Source organism: Ruegeria sp. G7 (assembly GCF_056535465.1).
Genome location: NZ_JBQFIL010000001.1, coordinates 1764172 through 1784731 on the forward strand (window position 1 = coordinate 1764172; position 20560 = coordinate 1784731).

Below are 20560 nucleotides of genomic sequence, written 5' to 3' on the forward strand. Positions count from 1 at the left end.
GGCCGTTTTTAAGGGGTAAAAGGGTCTCGTGCGCGATACTGAACACGCCAATCAAGTGCGCGACGCCGATGTCGTGCTTGGGGATGACTGGGTTATCCCCCAAGACCCCGAGGCTGCGGAGCTGAGTGCCAAACGCTCGCGCCGCAACCTTTTTACTTTGCGCCATTCGCCCTTGGCGCGTCGGATCATCACGTTCAATCTGATCGCTTTGGTCATTCTGGTTGCGGGACTTCTGTATCTGGACGATTCCCGCAAACAAAGGGTGCAGCAGACGGCCCTCAATCTGGTCGGTGACGCGCAGCTTGTCAGCAACGTTTTCGAAACCCAGTTGCGCCAGCCCGTGCCGGGCGGTGCCGCGGTGCTGGATGTACGCGATACGCTGGCTGGCCTGAGCCTTCCCGAAGGCGGCGAGGTATTTGTCTATGACGGATCAGGTACGCTGATCGGCTGGACACGCGGCGCATCGGCCAGCGCGGAACTTCCCAATCTCCTGCGCCAAAACGCAGACAGTTCGACCGGTAGCACGCTGATCAGCGACGCGCTGAATGCGGTCTGGACCGGTATTTCTTCAGTGTTCAGCGGCACAGCCGAGGTCGATCCGCCCACCCTGGCGCAGCGGGTTCAAGAGATGATCCCGCAAGCGCTTGATGGCGGGATGCAGGTTCAGGCGGTTAAGGACGCTATGGGGCAGACCGTGATCGTCGCTGTGGCTCCGATCTTGCTCGACAATGCGCCGGTGGGTGCTGTCGCGATGGCCGGTCCGGCGGGTGAAGTCGATGCGTTGGCTCGCAAAGAGCAGGAGCGCATTCTGCAGATGTTCGTCGTTGCCCTTCTGGTTTCCATCGGTCTGAGCCTTGTTCTGGCGTCGACCATCGCCAACCCTCTGGCCGATCTGGCCTCAGCGGCCGAAATGGGCAAGGACCGCGGCGCCGGGGTCAATCCGGGCCGCATTCGCATCCCCGACCTCAGTGCTCGACCGGACGAGATCGGCCGCCTCAGCCAGGCTTTGCGAGGAATGGTGAGCGCTCTCTATAACCGCATCGACGCCAATGAACAGTTCGCCGCAGATGTGGCGCATGAGATCAAGAACCCTCTGGCCAGCCTGCAATCTGCTGTCGGTACCATGCGCATGGTAAAGCGCGACGATCAGCGGGAAAAGCTGCTTGGTGTGATCGAACATGACGTCCGGCGGCTTGATCGGCTGGTCAGCGATATCTCGAATGCCTCACGTCTGGATGCGGAGCTTGTCAAAGAGGAAGAGCAACCCTTCGATCTGCTGAATCTGCTGAACAATATTGGTCAGTACCTGGGGGAAGAGGCCCGATCCAAAGGCGTTGATTACATCACCGATCTGCCTTCCGACCCAATCGTGGTCAACGGGCTTGAGGCGCGTCTGGCGCAAGTGTTTGTCAATCTGATCACCAACGCGATCTCTTTCTGCGAAGACAAGGATGCGATCCGCGTCTGGGTGCGCCGCCGCGACAATCGTGTGCTTATTGTGGTCGAAGATACAGGCCCAGGTATCCCGGATCAGGCGCTGACCAAGATCTTCAAACGCTTCTATTCGGAACGCCCCGAGGAGCATTTCGGCAATAACTCGGGTCTTGGTCTGGCGATCTCGAAACAAATCGTCGAGGCCCACGGCGGTGTGATCTGGGCCGAGAACATCCGCCCGACCGAAGCGGACATCACCTCGGAGCCGTTGGGCGCGCGGTTTGTGGTCGGGTTGCCAGTCTAGGTTATGGGCGGGGCGCTTTTTTCGGACATTGCAGAAAAGGACAAGGCGACTGTCCACGCATCCTGCGTGGCAGTCTGTGATGCGGGCCTGCTGATCGCCGGGGCCTCCGGAGCCGGAAAATCTGCGCTGGCGCTTCAGATGATGGCGCTGGGTGCGCAGCTGGTGGCAGACGACAGGGTCGAGCTTGCCACCCATGACGCACAGGTCTTCGCGACACCGGCCCTACATCTGCAGGGTCTGATCGAAGCACGGGGTATCGGCCTCTTGCAAGCCGAGGCGGCCGGGGCCGTGAGACTGTCCTATGTGGTGGATCTGGATCATGCCGAACCCTCCCGCCTGCCGGAACCCGTGAATGTGAGAATGCTGGGGCAAACTGTTCCCTTGCTTCGCGCCGCCAACGTGCCCAACTTACCCGCAGCACTGCTGCAACTTCTGAAACTGGGACGCGTGAGCCCCGAATGGCCGAACACATGACTGCGCAACGTCGCACCGTATTGGTAACCGGGCCTTCGGGCGCGGGCCGGTCCACCGCGATCCACGTTCTCGAAGATCTTGGGTTCGAGGCCATCGACAACCTGCCAATGGGTCTGCTGTCGCGGCTTATGGACAGCTCTGCACCGGGCAGCCCGATGGCATTGGGAATCGATGCGCGCAACCGCGATTTCTCGACCATCGGGTTCATCGAATTGGCGGCGAAACTGGGACGGATGGAGCAGGTTGATCTGACAGTCCTTTATCTGGACTGCAGTGATGAAGTCTTGCTGCGCCGGTTCTCTGAAACCCGCCGCCGCCATCCGGTTGCCGCCGACGCAAGCCCGGAAACAGGCGTCACGCAGGAAAAAGAGCTGTTGGCACCGATCCGGGAAATCGCTGACACGCTGATCGACACCACCGCGCTGAACGTTCACCAGTTGCGCGAAGAGGTAGAGCGCTGGTTCGCCCCCGAAGGTGGGCGGCATTTGGCCGTGTCTATCGAGTCGTTCTCGTACAAACGCGGCCTGCCGCGAGGTTTGGACATGGTGTTTGACTGCCGGTTTCTGGCCAACCCCTACTGGCGGCCCGAATTGCGCGCCGCGGACGGTCGAAACGCTGACGTTGCGGCCTATGTACAGTCAGATATGAACTATCGCGCCTTCTTTGATCGGGTCGTGGACCTGCTGGTTGAACTGCTTCCGGCCTTTCAGGCCGAAGGCAAGGCGCATCTGTCCGTCGCCTTCGGCTGCACCGGAGGCCAGCATCGGTCGGTCGCTGTGTCCGAAGCGGTTGCGAAGGCCCTTGCGGAGGCGGGCCAGCAGGTGTCAATTAGGCACCGCGAAATGGAACGTCGTTCGTTGAATGTGAGGCCGGGTTGATCGGGATCGTAATTGTTGCACATGGCGGGTTGGCACAGGAATATCTGGCCGCCACGCAGCATGTGGTTGGAACGCAGCCCGGGCTGATCGCCATCCCGATTGAGGCCGATCACGACCGTGAAGCAAAGCAGAATGAAATCTGCAGCGCCGCAGACGAGGTTGATCAGGGTGATGGCGTGGTCGTCGTGACCGACCTGTTTGGCGGGAGCCCGTCGAATCTCAGTCTGCGGGCCTGCGCGCCGCAGGATCGGCGAATCCTTTATGGGGCCAACCTGCCTATGCTGATCAAACTGGCCAAAAGTCGCCACCTGCCACTGGCCGAGGCCGTTCGTTTGGCGCTGGAAGCTGGACGAAAATACATCAATGCGCAAAATGTGACGCTGGATTGATACCGGATAGATTCATATGACTACCAAGAGTTTGAAAATCATAAATGAAAAGGGCCTGCACGCCCGCGCCTCGGCCAAGCTGGTCGAGGTGGTCGAAGGCTTCGACGCCCGGGCCGAAGTATCGCGCGACGGACTTTCTGCCTCGGGTGATAGCATCATGGGTCTTTTGATGTTGGCAGCGTCGCGCGGAACCACTATTGACGTCGAGACGTCCGGCCCGGATGCTGAGGCGTTGGCAGAAGCGTTGGAGACTTTGGTGAACGACAAGTTCGGTGAAGGGTTCTGACGACCGCGACACCAAGGACAGAAAGACCAGGCAATTGGCGGAAACCACGCACGATACCAAGACCGGTCCGGTGGTGGATCACGACACCGATCACGGCGAGATCTATGATCGCAGGACACTGACCTACGCCAACTCGTTCGACGATGCCTGGACCTCGACCGCGATCCGCGCCATCGAATGGTGCACCGGCAAGCTGACCATCCTGCGCATGGTCAACAAGTTCGAGAAGCAGAACGAACATTATCGCGGCCAGAAATTCTGGGGCGGTGCGCTCAAGACCATGGGCATCGACCTGACAACCCCGGCCGAGCAGATCGCGCGTATTCCAAAAGACGGCCCGGTGGTCGTGGTTGCCAACCATCCACATGGCATGGTCGATGGCATGATCTTCGCCGAGCTTATCGGCCGGGTCCGCAGCGACTATCGCATTCTGACCCGCTCGGTCCTGACCGGCCTGGATGAGGCCGCGACCTCGTTCATGATCCCCGTGCCCTTCCCGCATGACCCAGAAGCGCAAGCCAAAATGCTGGAAATGCGCAGCAAAGCGATGAAACATCTCGCCGATGGCGGCGTCGTGGCCCTGTTCCCTTCGGGCGTGGTGATGTCCTCGGACAGTTGGTTCGGCCCGGCAATCGAGCGGGAATGGAACGTCTTCACGGCCAAGATGATCCGTCGCTCGGGTGCCAAAGTCGTGCCGATCTTCTTCCCGGGCCGCAATTCGCGCTGGTACCAGATCGCCAATCAGATTTCGCCAATCCTGCGTCAGGGTCTGCTGCTGCACGAAATCGTTCGCTCCTGCAACAAACCACAATCTCCGGTAATCGGAGACCCGATATCGGACGAGGATATGGCGCTGCTGGAACGCGACCCCCGCGGGTTCATGGCCTGGCTCCGCGACCACACCATGGCCCTGGGCAAAACCTGATCCAGATCTTCATCTGGCCATAAATATCCCGGGAGTGAATTGAGCCAAAGGCTCAAGAGAGGGCTGGCCCTCTCAATTTACTACCGTGTCGGCACCGGAACCTCGCCCCGATAATCGTAAAACCCGCGCTCGGTCTTACGCCCCAGCCATCCGGCCTCGACATATTTCGTCAACAGGGGGCAGGGGCGGTACTTGGTGTCTGCCAAACCGTCATGCAGCACGTTCATGATCGCCAGACACGTATCCAGGCCGATGAAGTCCGCCAGTTCCAGCGGCCCCATGGGATGATTAGCCCCCAGCTTCATCGACTGGTCGATCGATTGCACATTCCCGACGCCTTCATACAGCGTATAAACCGCCTCATTGATCATCGGCATCAGTATGCGGTTGACGATAAAGGCCGGGAAATCTTCCGCACTGGCCGCCGTCTTGCCCAAGCGATCCACAACCGCCTTGCAGGCGTTGAACGTCGGTTCGTCGGTGGCGATGCCACGGATCAGTTCTACCAGTTGCATCACCGGCACCGGGTTCATGAAGTGGAACCCCATGAACCGCTCGGGCCGGTCGGTGCGGCTGGCCAGACGGGTGATCGAAATCGACGAGGTGTTCGAGGTCAGAATCGTGTGTGGCTGCAGGTGCGGTAGAAGGTCTTCGAAAATCGCCTGCTTGACAGTTTCCCGCTCGGTCGCGGCCTCGATCACCAGATCTGTCTGACCAATGTCCGGCAGGTTCAGTGTCGTCGTGATCCGCCCCAGCGCGGCCTGCAATGCCGCATCGGAAATCTTCCCGCGCGAAGCCTGCCGGGCAAGATTGGCCTCAATCGTTGCCATCGCGCCATCCAGAGCCTCCTGGCTGACGTCATTGAGCAGGACATCATAGTCCGCCAAGGCCATGACATGAGCGATCCCGTTGCCCATCTGTCCGGCGCCGATCACTCCGACTGATTTTACATCCATGTTCTGGTGCCTTTGCTCGCAGGTTATGGGCGACATTATCGGCAGTTGCGGGTGGGCGGCAAGGGGATCGGACCGGTCAAATTCGCTTCAAATGCGCGCATTAGGGTTTTCTCAAGACCTGCGGCACCAAGATGGCAGCGGGTGAAAATTTGGGTGAGTGTGATGAGCTATCAATCGAGCAGCGGGGGTGATGCCGCTGAATTGACGTGCAGCTATGGTGCGTCGAAACTGCGTTTCCGGGGGCCAGAGCGGGCGTTGACCCGGCCTTACATTGCCTGCGTCGGGGGCGCTGAGACCTTTGGCCGATTCGTCGAACGTCCTTTTCCCGCGATCCTGCAGGGGCGGATTGGCCGTCGATGCATCAACTTTGGCGACCTCTTTTGTGGGGCAGAGGCGTTGGTGCAGGACGAAGGCCTGATCGACCTTGTCAACAGGGCTGCGCTCTGCGTTTTGCAATTGCCGGATCTGGGTGGGCAGTCCAACCGCTTCTATCGCGTCCACCCCCGCCGCAATGACCGTTTCGTGGCCCCGACGCCCGAGCTGACAGCGCTCTATGACGACGAGGACTTCACTGATATCCACTTCGTCGGCCATCTTCTGGCGCGTCTGCAGGCGCATTCGGATGGTCGTTTTGATGAAATCCGGCGCGCGTTGCAGCAAAGCTGGATCGAGCATCTTCAGACAGTTCTATCGCGGATAACATGCCCCGTGGTGGTTCTGGCGCTTGATCTGGACGCCCGATTGACCATTGAGCCATTCATGCTCAGCGCGCTGAAACCCTTTTGCGCTAAGATTGTCCCCCTGCAGGCGCACGTTTCGGGCATGTCTGATGATCTGGAGGATGTGCTGTTTGGGACGCTGCAACAGCCCATGGCCGAGCATATGATTGGTCCCGCCACACACCGCCGGATTGCGGAAGTTTTGTCCGGCACAATTCAGGATCTTGACCTGTAATGGATAAGGCCCGCCAATGGCGGGCCTTGCAAGATTTTTCGACGAAAAATCTCGGCCTCGGATCAGCCGAGTTTCTCGGTCAGTTCCGGCACGGCCTGGAACAGGTCGGCGACCAGACCGAAATCGGCAACCTGGAAGATCGGCGCTTCTTCGTCTTTGTTGATTGCCACGATGACCTTCGAGTCTTTCATACCCGCGAGGTGCTGGATCGCGCCCGAGATGCCTACAGCGACATACAGGTCCGGCGCAACAACCTTACCGGTCTGACCCACCTGCCAGTCGTTCGGGGCGTAGCCCGAGTCAACGGCGGCACGCGACGCGCCAACGGCAGCGCCCAGCTTGTCGGCGAGGGTTTCGATCAGCTTGAAGTCTTCTTCCGAACCGACACCACGGCCGCCCGAAACAACAACGCCAGCCGAGGTCAGCTCGGGACGATCGCTTTCGGCCACCTTGTCCTCGACCCATTCCGACAGGCCTTCGGACCCCGGAACTGAGATGGTTTCGACCGGGGCCGAGCCGCCTTCGCCCGCTGCATCGAAGCTGGCGGTCCGCAGGGTGACAACCTTCTTGGCGTCATTCGATTTCACGGTCTGGATCGCGTTGCCCGCATAGATCGGACGCTCGAAGGTCGAACCGTCAACCACGCCGGACGCATCCGAGATCACCATGACGTCCAGCAGCGCGGCCACGCGCGGCATGACGTTCTTGGCGTCGGTGGTGGCGGGGGCAACGATATGCTCGTACCCGTCAGCCAGCGACACGATCAGGGCCGCTGTCGATTCCGCCAGACGATGACCCAGCGAGGCATCCTCAGCCACCAGAACCTTGGACACACCGTCGATCTTGGCGGCGGCCTCACCGGCAGCAGCGGCCGAACCACCTGCGGCCAGAACGGTCACGTCGCCCAGAGCTTTTGCAGCGTTGACAGCCTTGGCGGTGGCGTCCAGCGACAGCTCGCCATTGTTGACTTCAGCCAGAAGAAGAACAGCCATTACACAGCCCCCGCTTCTTTGAGTTTCCCGACCAGCTCGTCGACCGAGCCTACGATGATACCGGCAGCGCGTGCGGGCGGTTCGTCGGTTTTGACGATTTCCAGACGCGGGGTGACGTCGACGCCATAATCGGCGGCGGTTTTCTCATCCAGCGGCTTTTTCTTCGCCTTCATGATGTTGGGCAGCGACGCATAGCGCGGCTCGTTCAGGCGCAGGTCAACGGTCACGATGGTTGGCATCTTGACGTTGATGGTCTGCAGACCGCCGTCAACCTCACGGGTGATCTTGGCGGTGTCGCCTTCAATGTCCAGCTCGGACGCGAAGGTGCCTTGCGACCAGCCCAGCAGGGCCGACAGCATCTGGCCGGTGGCGTTCATGTCGTTGTCGATCGCCTGCTTGCCCGCCAGAACGATGCCCGGCTGCTCTTCCTCGACCACTTTGGCGAGGATTTTGGCAACGGCCAGAGGCTCGATATCAGTGTGGACGTCATCGGCGGCGACGACCAGAATGGCGCGATCTGCACCCATGGCCAGCGCGGTGCGCAGCGTTTCCTGCGACTGCTTCACGCCGATGGAAACGGCAACGACTTCGTCAGCTTTGCCTGCTTCTTTCAGGCGGATCGCCTCTTCAACCGCAATCTCGTCGAACGGGTTCATCGACATCTTTACATTGGCGAGATCAACACCGCTGCCGTCCGCTTTGACGCGAACTTTCACGTTGTAGTCGATCACGCGCTTGACAGGCACAAGTACCTTCATTTTTGCGTAAGCTCCTTACAAAAACGGCAAGCCGCGAGGCGACTCCACCAATGCTCTCGCTGGCCTAGATAGCGAGTCGTGATGCCCGGCAACAGAGCAAAATCGTCACGTCATGGTTTCGGGACGTCGCGTTTTGTCATTTTTTCGACAGGAAACGAAATTTTATTTCCGCCGGGCGCGCAGATCAGCGGTTCGCGCCCGGAATCCACAGGACATCGTCACGCCCGTCGTTGTTGGCGCAGCGCGCGGCGACAAAGAACCAGTCGCTGAGACGATTGAGGTATTTCACCGCAACATCGTTCACCGGCTCCATGTTGGTCAACTCGACCGCCAGCCGCTCGGCCCGGCGCGAGACGGTACGGCACACGTGCAAATGCGCCGCCAGTCGAGAGCCCCCGGGCAGGATGAAACTGCGCAGCGGTTCCAGTGTTTCGTTCATGGCGTCGATCTCGGCCTCAAGTCGGTCAATCTGGGCAGGCACGATGCGCAAAGGGGTGTATTCCGCTTCGGCATCCTTATCCATGTCGGGGCGGCAGAAATCTGCGCCCAGATCGAACAGGTCATTCTGGATGCGCGAGAGGGCGGCTTCGACCTCACCCTCGGCCTCGGTACGCGCAACGCCGACGAACGAGTTCAGCTCGTCCACGGTGCCATAGGCTGCTACGCGACCCGAGTATTTGGCGACGCGTTCACCATTGCCGAGCGCGGTTTTGCCATCATCGCCGGTGCGCGTGTAAATCTTGTTGAGAACGACCATCTGTTAAACTCCCTGTCCGCGCAGATAGACGTAGAGCACGATCAGCAGTACGGCAATAAACTGAAACAGGATGCGCAGGCGCATCATCTTGTTGCTTCTCATCGCGGCGTCTTTGCCGGGTTTTCCGAAATTGGCAATGCCCATTACCAGCACAGCGACGACCGCCGCCATGGCCAGAAGCAATACGACCATCAACAGGTCCATAACGTCACCGTCCGTCTTTTGTTTCGTTGCGCCTGATGTAGCCCTAAACCAAGCAAAAGCGAACGGGTAATTTCGCCTCAGATATCCGAGAGGATGCGGTCGATGGCGCGGGTCGGAAGAATGCGGCGCAGATAACCGGCGATATAGGTCGGGGTCGTGACATAGTACCGGGCGCGGGGCCGGCGGGATTCGACCGCATGGGCCAGCTTTGCGGTTACAGCCGAGGCGGGGAGTTCGTACTTGTCGGGGCCAGAGGATTCGTACAAGCGCTTCAGCAGCGCGCTTTCATACCGCTGACGCAGGGCCGAGTTTTGCCAATCCACAAAGCGTTCGAAAACAGGGATGGAGTTTTCGCGGATTTTCGAGGTGATCGGGCCGGGTTCGATCAGAATGACCTTGATATTGGTTTCTCGCAGTTCCAGCCGTAGCGTATCAGACAGCCCCTCGATTGCGTATTTGGTGGCCACATAGGCACCGCGCCATGGAAACGCGACCAGCCCCAGAACCGAAGAATTCTGCACGATCCGCCCGTGCCCTTGTGCCCGCATCACCGGAATCACCTGACGGGTCAGTTCGTGCCAGCCAAAGACATTGGTTTCAAAGATAAGCCGCAAGCCGTCTGTGGGAACATCCTCGACCGCGCCGGGCAGGCCGTGGGCACCGTTGTTGAATAGGGCGTCCAGTGTGCCGCCTGTCGCTTCAAGCACCTGTTGCAGGCCTGACGTGATGCTGTCTGCATCGGTGTAGTCGATCAGCGGGCTGTCAAACCCCTGTGCGCGCAATCGATCACAGTCGCGCTGCTGACGGCAGGACGCAAAGACACGCCAACCGCGCGCCCGCATTCCATGCGCCGCGTCCAGACCGATGCCGGATGAGCAGCCTGTGATCAGAATCGATTTCTGCATATCGTCCCCACCTGTGTGCCTCGCCCATAGCTATGGCGTGGTTCTGGTCAGGACAATGACACAGTTGCGTCAGTTTGTTGGCTTTCGAACCAGGGATGAGGCGATCCAGCCCACTCTCTGTTCAGGGAAAAGGCGAAGGCGCAGCCAGCCTGTGCCGGACTCGCCCAGAACCTCGACCCGCTGGCCGATCACCGCCTTGGCAATGATGGGATAGATCGTGCCGGGACCATCGCGCATGTTCACGCGGGTGCCGGCAATCTCGCGGACGTCCTTTTCCGGCTCGATCACCTGCTGCACGGGCGTGGCGTCATCCTGAACATCGGGCGCCACCTGGCTGAGCCCGGCAAGTCCTTCCTCGAGTGAGGCCAGCGTAAAACTTGCGCCTTGATCGTCGAAGGCGGTCGGCTGCGACAGCGTATCAGCCGCGGCCTGAGTCAAGACAACCACTGCCTCACTCTCTTCGGTTTGGGCTTCCGGCTGAACGCGCGCCTGCACCGGGCGCGCGGCGACGTTGGTCACAAGCTCTTGGGCCTGCGAGGTCTGAATCGGATCAGGTGTTGCGGCAACGCGCATGGGTTGCTCTGCGCGGGTGCCGCGTGGTTCGAAATCCGGCCCCCGCTCATGACATAAAAGCTCCAACCGAGCATGGCAAAAGTGATGATAATAACGCGCGTCATGGCGCACCCCCTGGCAATCGTAACAACAATAAAAGGCAGCAGACTTAATGATTGAGAGCTTACCATAATTCCGGGCCCGAGTCGAAAACATGGGGGAAAACCGGTACTTGCCTCCCCCTGTTGCAAAAAGCCCGACTTGTCCCCAGCAAAATATGCGCCGATTGCTTTACCCGCGCGCGGTTGCGTTGTACCACATCATGTATGAACGACACGATCGACGACCCCAACATGGAGGCCCCCGAGAACGGGGGCGAGGTAGCCGAACCGCTGCGCCGCGCGATTGGTGAGCGCTATCTGACCTATGCGCTGTCTACCATCATGCACCGCGCTTTGCCCGATGCGCGCGACGGGCTGAAGCCGGTTCACCGGCGAATCCTCTATGCGATGCGTGAGCTGCGACTCAGTGCGACGGGGGGATTCCGTAAGTCGGCGAAAATCTCGGGTGACGTGATGGGCAACTATCACCCGCATGGTGATGCCGCGATTTACGACGCGATGGCGCGTCTGGCGCAGGACTTCAACGTGCGCTACCCGCTGGTCGACGGGCAGGGGAATTTCGGCAATATCGACGGCGATAACCCGGCGGCCTCGCGCTACACCGAGGCGCGGATGACCATCGTGGCCGAGGCGCTGCTGGAAGGTCTGAACGAAGACGCCGTCGATTTCCGCGACAACTATGATGGCACTCTGACCGAACCGGTCGTGTTGCCTGCGCAGTTTCCAAACCTTTTGGCGAATGGGGCCAGCGGTATTGCGGTGGGCATGGCGACGAATATCCCGCCGCACAACATCTCGGAACTATGTGATGCCTGTCTGCATCTGATCAAAACGCCGGATGCGCGCGACGACACGCTGTTGAACTATGTGCCCGGCCCGGATTTCCCGACCGGCGGCGTGATCGTCGAGCCGCCCGAGAATATCGCGCAGGCCTATCGCACCGGGCGTGGCTCGTTCCGTCTGCGCTGCAAGTTCGAGGTCGAAGACCTCGGTCGCGGCCAGTGGCAGATCGTGGTCACCGAGATCCCCTATCAGGTTCAGAAATCCAAGCTGATCGAAAAGATCGCGGAACTGATCCAGACCAAGAAAATCCCGATCCTAGCGGATGTGCGCGACGAATCCGCTGACGACATCCGCCTGATCCTCGAACCGCGCTCCAAGAATGTGGACCCCGAGGTGCTGATGGGCATGCTCTATCGCAACTCGGACCTTGAGGTGCGGTTCAGCCTGAACATGAACGTGCTGATCGATGGTGTAACGCCGAAAGTGTGTTCGATGAAGGAAGTGCTGCGCGCCTTTCTCGATCACCGGCAAGAGGTTCTGATCCGCCGCTCGCGTCACCGTCTGGGCAAGATCGACCACCGGCTTGAGGTGTTGGAGGGATTTATTGTCGCCTTCCTCAACCTCGACCGCGTGATCGACATCATCCGCTATGACGACGACCCCAAAGCCGCGCTGATGCGCGAGGATTGGGGCATCGATCACGTCCGCGCGACCAGCGAGGCCGACTACGTCTCGCCCAAGCCGGGTGAGGGCGAACTGTCCGAGGTTCAGGTCGATGCTATCCTCAACATGCGCCTGCGCAGTTTGCGCCGTCTGGAAGAGATGGAGCTGGTACGCGAGCGCGACGCGTTGATGGAGGAGCGCGCCAACCTCGAAGACCTGCTGGCTGACCCGGCCTTGCAATGGGCCAAGATTGCCGAGCAGTTGAGAGAGACCAAAAAGACCTTCGGCAAAGATTATGAAGGCGGCGCGCGCCGGACGCGGTTTGCTGAGGCCGGGCAGGTCGAGGAAGTCCCGCTTGAGGCGATGATCGACAAGGAACCGATCACGGTGGTCTGTTCTAAGATGGGCTGGATTCGCGCCATGACGGGCCATATCGACCTGAAGCGTGAGCTGAAGTTCAAGGACGGCGACGGCCCGCGTTTCATCTTCCACGCTGAAACCACGGATCGGTTGCTGGTCTTTGCCTCAAACGGCCGCTTCTACACCGTCAGCGCCGCCAACCTGCCCGGTGGGCGTGGGATGGGTGAACCGCTGCGTCTGATGGTCGACCTGCCGAATGAGGCGCAGATCGTCGACATCCTGATCCACAAGCCGGGGCGCAAGCTGCTGGTGGCCTCGGATGCCGGCAACGGTTTCATGGTGCCCGAGGATGAGGTGCTGGCCCAAACCCGTAACGGCAAGCAGGTGCTGAACGTCAAGGGCGACGAAACAGCGATGATCTGTAAGCCGGTCGAGGGCGACCACGTGGCCGTTGTCTCGCAGAACGGCAAGTTCCTTGTCTTCCCGACCAAGGAACTGCCCGAGATGACCCGCGGTAAAGGCGTCCGCCTACAGAAATACAATATGGCTAGGGGCCGTCAGGGCACGTTGGAACTGGATGGCGGCCTGTCCGACATCACCACCTTCAACTGGGAAGAGGGTCTGAAATGGTCCATGGGTGGCGATAAAACCCGGCACGAGGCGGATATGTCCCAATGGCTGGCCAAGCGCGCAGGCGTTGGCAAAAAGGCCCCCTATGGCTTCCCGCGCGACTATAAGTTTTCGTGATCAAGCGGCCCGTTTGGTGAAAATCTGCCGATACCGCTTGGCACACCCCATATCGGTGCGCTACATCCAAAGAAAACAGGCCTATCGAGAACAAGAGACATGCTGCGCATTCTGACATTGATCACCGGGTTGGCCCTTTTGGGCGCATGTAGCCAGACGCAAGTATACGAAGAACCCGAGTCGCTGGGTGAATTCAAGCTGCGCGTGAATTATGCCTTCGCCGATAAGGCGGTACAGGGGCCGGTCTCGCGGGATGCTACTCCGGACGAATGGACCGAAGCGATCCAGAACGCGGTGGATATCCGGCTTGGTCGCTACGAAGGTACGCAGGAATATGACATCGGCATCAGTCTGGAAGGCTATATGCTGGCCCCTCCGGGTATTCCGGTGATTTACAATCCCAAAAGCACTGCGATTGTTCTGGTCAATGTCTATGACGTCGAAAAGAAAGAGTTCCTGGCCAAGGGCAAGCAGTTCCAGGTGCTGGAAGACACCACCGGAGAAAGTGCGCTGGCCGGATCGGGAAATGCACGGACCAAAGAAGAGCAGATGAGCGGTTTGGCCCTGAAGGTTGCCGACCGGGTCGAGGAATGGCTTGCCGAAGAACATCAGGATGATGGCTGGTTCGACAAGCGTCCCAGCCTGATCCAGCCGCTTGAGACCAACGAGGTCACGCAAAATCCGACCTAAGGTCGTATTTCCCGCAGGATGTGCTTGATTTTCCCCTTTGAACCAAATATCTCGCGCGCGCAGATGTAACCACGGGACCAAGGGTCCCCCAAATCGCAAAAGGGCGCCTGAGGAATGGCAAAGGAAAAGTTTGAGCGTACAAAACCGCACGTCAACATCGGCACGATTGGCCACGTTGACCACGGCAAGACCACGCTGACCGCAGCAATCACCAAGTATTTCGGTGACTTCAAAGCGTATGACCAGATTGACGGTGCGCCGGAAGAGAAAGCGCGCGGCATCACCATCTCGACCGCCCACGTGGAATACGAGACCGAGAACCGCCACTACGCGCACGTTGACTGCCCCGGCCACGCCGACTACGTCAAGAACATGATCACCGGTGCCGCTCAGATGGACGGCGCGATCCTGGTTGTGAACGCCGCTGACGGCCCGATGCCGCAGACGCGTGAGCACATCCTGCTGGGCCGCCAGGTTGGCATCCCGAAGATGGTCGTGTTCATGAACAAAGTGGATCAGGTTGACGACGAAGAGCTGCTGGAACTGGTTGAGATGGAAGTGCGCGAACTGCTGTCCAGCTACGACTACCCCGGCGACGATATTCCGATCATCGCAGGTTCGGCTCTGGCCGCGATGGAAGGCAACAACCCGGAAATCGGCGAAGAGAAAATCAAGGAACTTATGGCGGCTGTTGATGACTACATCGACACCCCTGAGCGCGCTGTTGACCAGCCGTTCCTGATGCCGATCGAAGACGTGTTCTCGATCTCGGGCCGTGGTACTGTTGTGACCGGCCGTGTTGAGCGTGGCGTGATCAACGTTGGCGACGAGATTGAAATCGTCGGCATCCGCGACACTTCGAAAACCACCTGCACCGGCGTTGAAATGTTCCGCAAGCTGCTGGACCGCGGTGAAGCAGGCGACAACATCGGCGCCCTGCTGCGTGGTGTTGACCGTGACGGCGTTGAGCGTGGCCAGGTTCTGTGTAAGCCGGGTTCGGTTACACCGCACACCAAGTTCGAAGCCGAAGCCTACATCCTGACCAAGGAAGAAGGCGGTCGTCACACTCCGTTCTTCGCGAACTACCGTCCTCAGTTCTACTTCCGTACAACTGACGTGACCGGCACTGTGACCCTGGCGGAAGGCACCGAGATGGTCATGCCCGGCGACAACGTGTCGTTCGGCGTTGAGCTGATCGCACCGATCGCGATGGAAAACGGCCTGCGCTTCGCCATCCGCGAAGGCGGCCGCACCGTCGGTGCTGGCGTTGTGTCGAAGATTATTGAATAATTCGCGCAAGCGAATGATCAGACGGAAAGGGCGTCCCTCGGGACGCCCTTTTTGTTTGAATTCAATAATCCCGAGACGCACCAGAAAAGCGTGTCGAAGATCATCGAGTAAGTCGGCTCTGCCGACTGGTGGGCGGCAGTTGCTCTGAAAGAGCAATGAGAGCCCACACCACCGAACCAAAGAAGGCCGTCCCAAACGGGGGCGGCCTTTTTCTTTAGCGATACTGGCGATTGCACTTCGCTTTCTGACTGCCGATTGAGCAATCTTAATCTTGCCTCCATCCTATCCAAAAGCCGACCCCCCACCTGTGATCCGTAACAGCAAACGCGGAGCGCGCGAGGCGACCGCCGAGATCAAGGGGAGAAAGTTATGTTTGGTTATGAATTCCTGAACTACGGAGCACAAATTCTGCATAGCAAGGATCTGGACGACATGCGCGCCGCTGTTCTGAGCGACGGCGAGCAGGAAGTCGATTGCACGGTCAGCGACTTTCGACGCGAACGGTTGCGCGCCGCTTCAGCGCAGACCGAGTCAGCCTGTCGCGTCGCAGAGTGATCCAAGGGCGGGCGTGATCACGCCTTTGGCTGCCAGGGGGCACGCCCGACCATCCGATCAGCCTCGGCTGTGATGTCGTTCATATGCTGCTCGAGGCTTTGCCTCAGCGCTTCGATCTGATCCTCACTTGCCTTGCGGGGCACCGGATCAGTCCATTCGCGGCACAGGAACACACCTTCGTTGCGCCAGGGGCGGGGCATCAGCAGCCGATCCCACGTGCCAGCCTCGCGCCCGTGCCGCGCAGAGTAGGTGATGCCGAACACCCGTTTGCCCGATGTGCGTGCCCAGACCAGCGGCACGGTTGAAGACACCCGCTCGGGCCCGCGCGGACCATCGGCGGCGATGCCGATCGAGATGCCCTGTTTCATCTTACCCAGCACTTCGCGAGACAGCGCAACATGGCGTTTTCGACTGGACATCGCGATTGTGTCCATCCCGAACAGCTTCTGAACCCGCCCAACCATACTGCCTGCCCGGGCGGCAGAGGTGATCGAACAGATGCGCGCTTTGTCCAGCGGGAAAAAATACGGCGACTGGGCCAATCGCTGGTGCCATAGAACCACGATCACCGGTTCGCCCTGCTCGGCCAGTTGGTCCAGTTCCTCGTAACCGATGCGTTGCCAGCGCGTGGTGCGGTGGACCAGCCGGATGTAACTGGCGATCCGACGCGCGACCCAGTTCAGCACAGCTTCGCTGTCAGCGATTTTCTTGCGGAGGCTCAAGGCTGCGGTCCTTCTGGCTGGTCGAGCCTTGTCTTAAAGAACTGCGCGCCGGGCGCAACTTTTTTGTCGGCGGGCAAACTGACAGCAAAAGTAAAAAGCCTCTTGAGTCCTCTGCTGCACTGGAATATCTGAAGGCCCAGCCTAGGGGTATAGCTCAGTTGGTAGAGCGACGGTCTCCAAAACCGTAGGTCGCGGGTTCGAACCCTGCTGCCCCTGCCATTTCCTTCGAAATCGTCAAAAAATTGCCATAACCGCACGAGATACCATCGCGCGAGGTCGGCAATGCACTTGACGTATCGGGAAAGAAAGAAAAAGCTTGAACAAGGCTGCCGGACACGCCATCAGAGCAGTCCAGATAACGTGCTAGAGTTGCTGGTTTTTTTGAAGGCGCAGGAGCCTGACCGGGTTGGGGGACTCGGGATGAAGCGGGGACTCGGGGGATAATGACTGACATCGATGCATATCTTGAAGAACTCGGGCTGTCGAAATATGCGCCCGTTTTTGCGTCGAACGAAGTTACGCGCGCCGATCTGGCGCATTTGTCGGAACATGACCTGATTGATCTTGGCCTGCCGTTGGGGCCGCGCCGCAGGCTGATGGCGGCGCTGGGGCAAGCGCGCGATGCGGCCCCGGCACCGGTGCAGGGTGGGGGCAAGATCGTGGCCGAACGGCGGCAGTTGACGGTGATGTTCGTCGATCTGGTGGGCTCGACCGCGCTGTCCGAACGTCTGGATCCAGAAGATCTGGGCGAGCTGCTGCGTCGTTTCAAAGAAATCTGTTCGACGTCAGTGGCGCGCTTTGGCGGGCATATCGCCAGCTTCATGGGCGATGGGGCCATGATCTATTTCGGCTATCCGCACGCGCTTGAGGATGCGGCGGCGCGTTCGGTGCATGCCGGGTTGGACATACTAGACGAGTTGCGCCGTATTGACGGGGAAGAACAGCTTAAGGCGCGGATCGGGGTGTCGACCGGCCTTGTCGTGGTGGGCGAAATTCACGGAGAGGGGCTGAAGGAACATGATGTGGTCATGGGCCGCACGCCCAATCTGGCCGCGCGACTGCAGGGGTTGGCCGAGCCCAATACGCTGATCATCAGCCCATCGACCCGGCGTCTGATCGGGAATGCCTTTGAGTTACGGGATCAGGGCGCGTTCGCCCTGAAGGGGTTTTCCGAGAAGGTTCAGGCCTGGACTGTCACAGGGCAGGCACGGATAGAAAGACGCTTTGACATCATGCCGGATGCCGGTGCCGGGCGACTGGTCGGACGTCAGTCTGAGTTCCGCAAGCTCAGTGAGAAATGGCATGAGGCATGTACAGGCGCTGGCCAATCTGTGCTGATCACGGGTGAGGCAGGTATTGGCAAGTCGCGTCTGATCGAGGGTCTCAGTCAACTCGTGCAAGAGCAAGAGGCGCTGCGCCTGAACTTCCAGTGCTCGCCTTTCCATGCCAACTCGGCGCTGTACCCGGTGATTCAGCATCTGGAGCGTGCGGCAGGGTTCGCAACGACAGACGACGATAGCGAGAAGCTCAGGAAGCTATCACATCTGCTGCGCCATCATCCGCCCGAGCATCAGCGCCTGATTGCGGATTTGCTGAGCATCGACGCGGACGAAGAACTTGGCCCTCTGGATTTACCGCCGCAAGTCAAACTGGAACGCACGCTTGATGCGGTGATCGAGCAGCTTGTTGCTTTAGCCCAAGAAAAACCTGTTCTGGTGTTGTTTGAAGATGCGCATTGGGTGGATCCGACAACAGTATCGCTGACCGAGCGTGTGATTGAACGGATCAGCGAACTACCGGTTCTTATGGTTGTCACCGCCCGTCCCGGATTTGATCCCGGTTGGGGGCATCATCAAAACACTTTGCATTTGCCGCTCAAGCGTCTGGCCAATCGCGATGTGGCCGAGATTGTGACTGAAGTGGCTGGCGGGCATACGGTGCCTGCCGAAGTTTGTGACCTGATCGCGGCCAAGACGGATGGAATTCCGCTTTATGTGCAAGAGGTTACGAGGGGTCTTCTGGAATCGGGCCAGCTGCGGCTGACGGAGCAGGGTTATGCACTGCGTGGTCCGCTGCCATCGCTTTCTGTGCCCAGTACGCTGAAGGACTCGCTGATGGAGCGTCTGGACCGGCTGGGCATGGCCAAAGAGGTGGCGCAGACCGGTGCTGTGTTTGGGCGGCAGTTCTCGATCGCGCTGCTGGCCTCGGTCTCGATCCTGTCGCCGGCGGTGTTACAGGCTGGTCTGGATCAGTTGTCTTCGGCGGGCATCATATTGCAAGCACCCGACGCGACCGAAGACGAGTTCATCTTCCGCCACGCCCTGATCCGCGACATGGCTTATGACAGCCTGCTGCGGACCGAGCGGCAGGTCTTGCATGACCGCGCAGCCGGTGCACTTCTGGAAAGCCAGCCTCAGTTGGCGCAAACCCAGCCCGAGGTTCTGGCGCAGCACTATACGCTGGCTCATCGAACCGGCGAGGCCGTGATGCATTGGCAAAGCGCCGGGCGTCGCGCCATCGAACGTTCGGCCCTGACCGAAGCGCTTACTCATCTGTCCACGGCACTGGAACAGCTTGCCGATCTGCCCAAAAGCCGCGAACGCGATGTGCAGGAGATCGACATTCAGATCTTGCGCGCGGGCGTACTGCGCTCGACCAGCGGCATTTCCGGGGATGCGACAGGCGAGGCCTATGGCCGTCTGCGCGACCTTTGCCATCGCGCCGAGCAAACCGAGCGCCTGTTCCCGGTGCTCAACGGTCTTTATGCTTTTCATCTGGTGCGCGCCGAATACCGGATGGCACAGGATGTGGCGGCACAGATTCTGGACCTTGCTGCCGAAAGCGGCAAGACCGAGCACCGTATGGTCGGCCACCGCGCCATGGGTGCGGTGCAATTGCATCTGGGACATTTGCCCGACGCGCAAAGCCATCTAGAGCAGGCCTGGTCGCTTTACGATTTCGAACAGCACGGCCAACTGGCATATGTTTATGGCACCGACCATGCTGCGATCACTTCGGCGTTTCTGGGGACCTGCTATTGCCTGATGGGGCGTCGTCAAGAGGCTCTGAATGTGCAACGTAAGGCTTTGGCGTGGGCCAAGGACCTCAAGCATGCCCACAGTGTGGCGCAGATTCTGGTCTATATGTGCAAGGTGCACCTGTTGGCGCGCGATTTGCCTGCTTTGCGACAGGATGTTGAGGCCCTGTCCGAGATTGCCGAACAGCACTCGCTGCCGTTCATGGCGACAATTGCGCGGTTATGGGGCAGTTGGGCCGAGGCGACCGAAACCGGTGACCTTGAGCAGATCGAGAACCTGCGTCAGGCCTCCAAGGACTGGTGGGCGATTGGGGCTGGCAACTACAAGAGCTTCTTCCCTTCGTTGATTGCGGAACTTGAAATTGCCGCAGGCGATTATGAAGGCGCGCAAGACACCCTGAGGCAATCCGCGCAGGTGCGGCGCGAGTCAGAAGAGAAATGGGCCGAGGCCGAGCAAATCCGGATCGAGGCTGAACTGATTGCAAGAACCGGCGGCGATCCCGAACCAGTTTTTTTACGCGCGATCGAGACGGCGCAAAAGCAGGGTGCATGGCTTTACGAACTGCGCGCGGCGGTTGCGCTGGCCGAATGGCGGCAACGTCGCGGGGAACCCTCGGGCGAGGTGTTGCACACCGCCCTGTCGCATTTTCAACAGGATGCCGAACTACCGGACCTCAAGGACGCGCAGGCGTTAATGGAAACGACCACTTGACCGAAGGGGCCTGTTGCTGCCAGCTTGGGCACGGGCACATAGGGGTTGATACCTAAAATTCGACACTTAGGCGCTGAGACATCGGTCCGGCGCCCCCGCTTGTGTGGTGTG

Annotated in this window: 20 protein-coding genes and 1 tRNA gene; 13 read left to right on the plus strand and 8 right to left on the minus strand. The window is 59.7% G+C overall.

What is annotated here, in order from left to right; all coding sequences use genetic code 11:
- Positions 1-28 precede the first annotated feature (28 nt).
- The 6 genes from ACR3EN_RS08950 to ACR3EN_RS08975 are packed head-to-tail and all read left to right on the plus strand — an operon-like array spanning position 29 to position 4690.
- A complete protein-coding gene (locus ACR3EN_RS08950) occupies positions 29-1738 on the plus strand; it encodes a sensor histidine kinase (protein WP_480824623.1) in 1710 nt (569 codons plus the stop codon).
- Between the two features lie 3 nt (positions 1739-1741).
- On the plus strand, positions 1742-2212 hold the full coding sequence (locus tag ACR3EN_RS08955; protein WP_480824621.1) for an HPr kinase/phosphorylase: 471 nt from the start codon (positions 1742-1744) through the stop codon (positions 2210-2212).
- Complete coding sequence (gene rapZ, locus ACR3EN_RS08960; RefSeq protein WP_480824619.1) at positions 2209-3090, plus strand: RNase adapter RapZ; 882 nt, start codon at positions 2209-2211, stop codon at positions 3088-3090. Before ACR3EN_RS08955 ends, rapZ begins: the two co-directional genes overlap by 4 nt.
- Positions 3087-3479: a PTS sugar transporter subunit IIA gene (locus ACR3EN_RS08965; RefSeq protein WP_480824617.1), complete on the plus strand. Its 393-nt coding sequence runs from the start codon at positions 3087-3089 to the stop codon at positions 3477-3479. The genes rapZ and ACR3EN_RS08965 overlap by 4 nt, the downstream gene beginning before the upstream one ends.
- A gap of 16 nt (positions 3480-3495) precedes the next feature.
- Positions 3496-3765 (plus strand): HPr family phosphocarrier protein, encoded by a 270-nt coding sequence (locus ACR3EN_RS08970; RefSeq protein ID WP_010437721.1) that lies wholly within the window; start codon positions 3496-3498, stop codon positions 3763-3765.
- A gap of 34 nt (positions 3766-3799) precedes the next feature.
- Complete coding sequence (locus tag ACR3EN_RS08975; protein WP_480824908.1) at positions 3800-4690, plus strand: lysophospholipid acyltransferase family protein; 891 nt, start codon at positions 3800-3802, stop codon at positions 4688-4690.
- Between the two features lie 80 nt (positions 4691-4770).
- On the opposite strand, the gene ACR3EN_RS08980 is transcribed toward ACR3EN_RS08975, so the two are convergent.
- Complete coding sequence (locus ACR3EN_RS08980) at positions 4771-5646, minus strand: 3-hydroxybutyryl-CoA dehydrogenase (protein ID WP_480824615.1); 876 nt, start codon at positions 5644-5646, stop codon at positions 4771-4773.
- A gap of 162 nt (positions 5647-5808) precedes the next feature.
- Between ACR3EN_RS08980 and ACR3EN_RS08985 the strand changes: the two genes are divergently transcribed.
- Complete coding sequence (locus tag ACR3EN_RS08985; RefSeq protein WP_480824613.1) at positions 5809-6600, plus strand: DUF6473 family protein; 792 nt, start codon at positions 5809-5811, stop codon at positions 6598-6600.
- Positions 6601-6662: 62 nt separating this feature from the next.
- Here the strand turns inward: ACR3EN_RS08985 and ACR3EN_RS08990 are convergent, their stop codons facing one another.
- From ACR3EN_RS08990 to ACR3EN_RS09015, 6 genes are all read right to left on the minus strand, one after another.
- Positions 6663-7592 carry an electron transfer flavoprotein subunit alpha/FixB family protein gene (locus tag ACR3EN_RS08990; RefSeq protein ID WP_480824611.1) on the minus strand — a complete coding sequence of 310 codons (930 nt, stop codon included), beginning with the start codon at positions 7590-7592 and terminating at the stop codon, positions 6663-6665.
- Positions 7592-8350 (minus strand): electron transfer flavoprotein subunit beta/FixA family protein, encoded by a 759-nt coding sequence (locus tag ACR3EN_RS08995; RefSeq protein WP_480824607.1) that lies wholly within the window; start codon positions 8348-8350, stop codon positions 7592-7594. Before ACR3EN_RS08995 ends, ACR3EN_RS08990 begins: the two co-directional genes overlap by 1 nt.
- 184 nt (positions 8351-8534) lie before the next feature.
- Positions 8535-9107, minus strand: a complete 573-nt coding sequence (locus tag ACR3EN_RS09000) for a cob(I)yrinic acid a,c-diamide adenosyltransferase (RefSeq protein WP_480824605.1) — start codon at positions 9105-9107, stop codon at positions 8535-8537.
- Positions 9108-9110: 3 nt separating this feature from the next.
- On the minus strand, positions 9111-9311 hold the full coding sequence (locus ACR3EN_RS09005; RefSeq protein ID WP_480824603.1) for a twin transmembrane helix small protein: 201 nt from the start codon (positions 9309-9311) through the stop codon (positions 9111-9113).
- A 77-nt stretch (positions 9312-9388) separates the two neighbouring features.
- Positions 9389-10216, minus strand: a complete 828-nt coding sequence (locus ACR3EN_RS09010) for an SDR family NAD(P)-dependent oxidoreductase (RefSeq protein WP_480824601.1) — start codon at positions 10214-10216, stop codon at positions 9389-9391.
- 69 nt (positions 10217-10285) lie between these two features.
- The gene (locus tag ACR3EN_RS09015; protein WP_480918411.1) at positions 10286-10789 is read right to left on the minus strand and encodes an SH3 domain-containing protein; all 504 of its coding nucleotides are present in this window, start codon (positions 10787-10789) and stop codon (positions 10286-10288) included.
- Positions 10790-11094: 305 nt separating this feature from the next.
- Between ACR3EN_RS09015 and ACR3EN_RS09020 the strand changes: the two genes are divergently transcribed.
- The 4 genes from ACR3EN_RS09020 to ACR3EN_RS09035 all read left to right on the plus strand — a co-directional run bounded on the left by ACR3EN_RS09020 (position 11095) and on the right by ACR3EN_RS09035 (position 15978).
- Entirely contained in the window at positions 11095-13443 is a 2349-nt protein-coding gene (locus ACR3EN_RS09020; RefSeq protein WP_480824597.1) for a DNA topoisomerase IV subunit A, read from the plus strand.
- A 99-nt stretch (positions 13444-13542) separates the two neighbouring features.
- Positions 13543-14133 (plus strand): hypothetical protein, encoded by a 591-nt coding sequence (locus ACR3EN_RS09025; RefSeq protein WP_480824595.1) that lies wholly within the window; start codon positions 13543-13545, stop codon positions 14131-14133.
- Positions 14134-14247: 114 nt separating this feature from the next.
- A complete protein-coding gene (gene tuf / locus ACR3EN_RS09030) occupies positions 14248-15423 on the plus strand; it encodes an elongation factor Tu (protein WP_480871569.1) in 1176 nt (391 codons plus the stop codon).
- A gap of 369 nt (positions 15424-15792) precedes the next feature.
- Positions 15793-15978, plus strand: coding sequence for a hypothetical protein (locus ACR3EN_RS09035; protein ID WP_480825282.1), 186 nt, complete (start codon positions 15793-15795; stop codon positions 15976-15978).
- A 17-nt stretch (positions 15979-15995) separates the two neighbouring features.
- Here the strand turns inward: ACR3EN_RS09035 and ACR3EN_RS09040 are convergent, their stop codons facing one another.
- A complete protein-coding gene (locus ACR3EN_RS09040; RefSeq protein ID WP_480825280.1) occupies positions 15996-16700 on the minus strand; it encodes a lysophospholipid acyltransferase family protein in 705 nt (234 codons plus the stop codon).
- A 143-nt stretch (positions 16701-16843) separates the two neighbouring features.
- On the opposite strand from ACR3EN_RS09040, the gene ACR3EN_RS09045 reads away from it, so the two are divergent.
- Positions 16844-16919, plus strand: a tRNA-Trp gene (locus ACR3EN_RS09045).
- Positions 16920-17143: 224 nt separating this feature from the next.
- Positions 17144-20449 carry an adenylate/guanylate cyclase domain-containing protein gene (locus ACR3EN_RS09050; RefSeq protein WP_480825278.1) on the plus strand — a complete coding sequence of 1102 codons (3306 nt, stop codon included), beginning with the start codon at positions 17144-17146 and terminating at the stop codon, positions 20447-20449.
- The last annotated feature ends 111 nt before the right edge of the window (positions 20450-20560 follow it).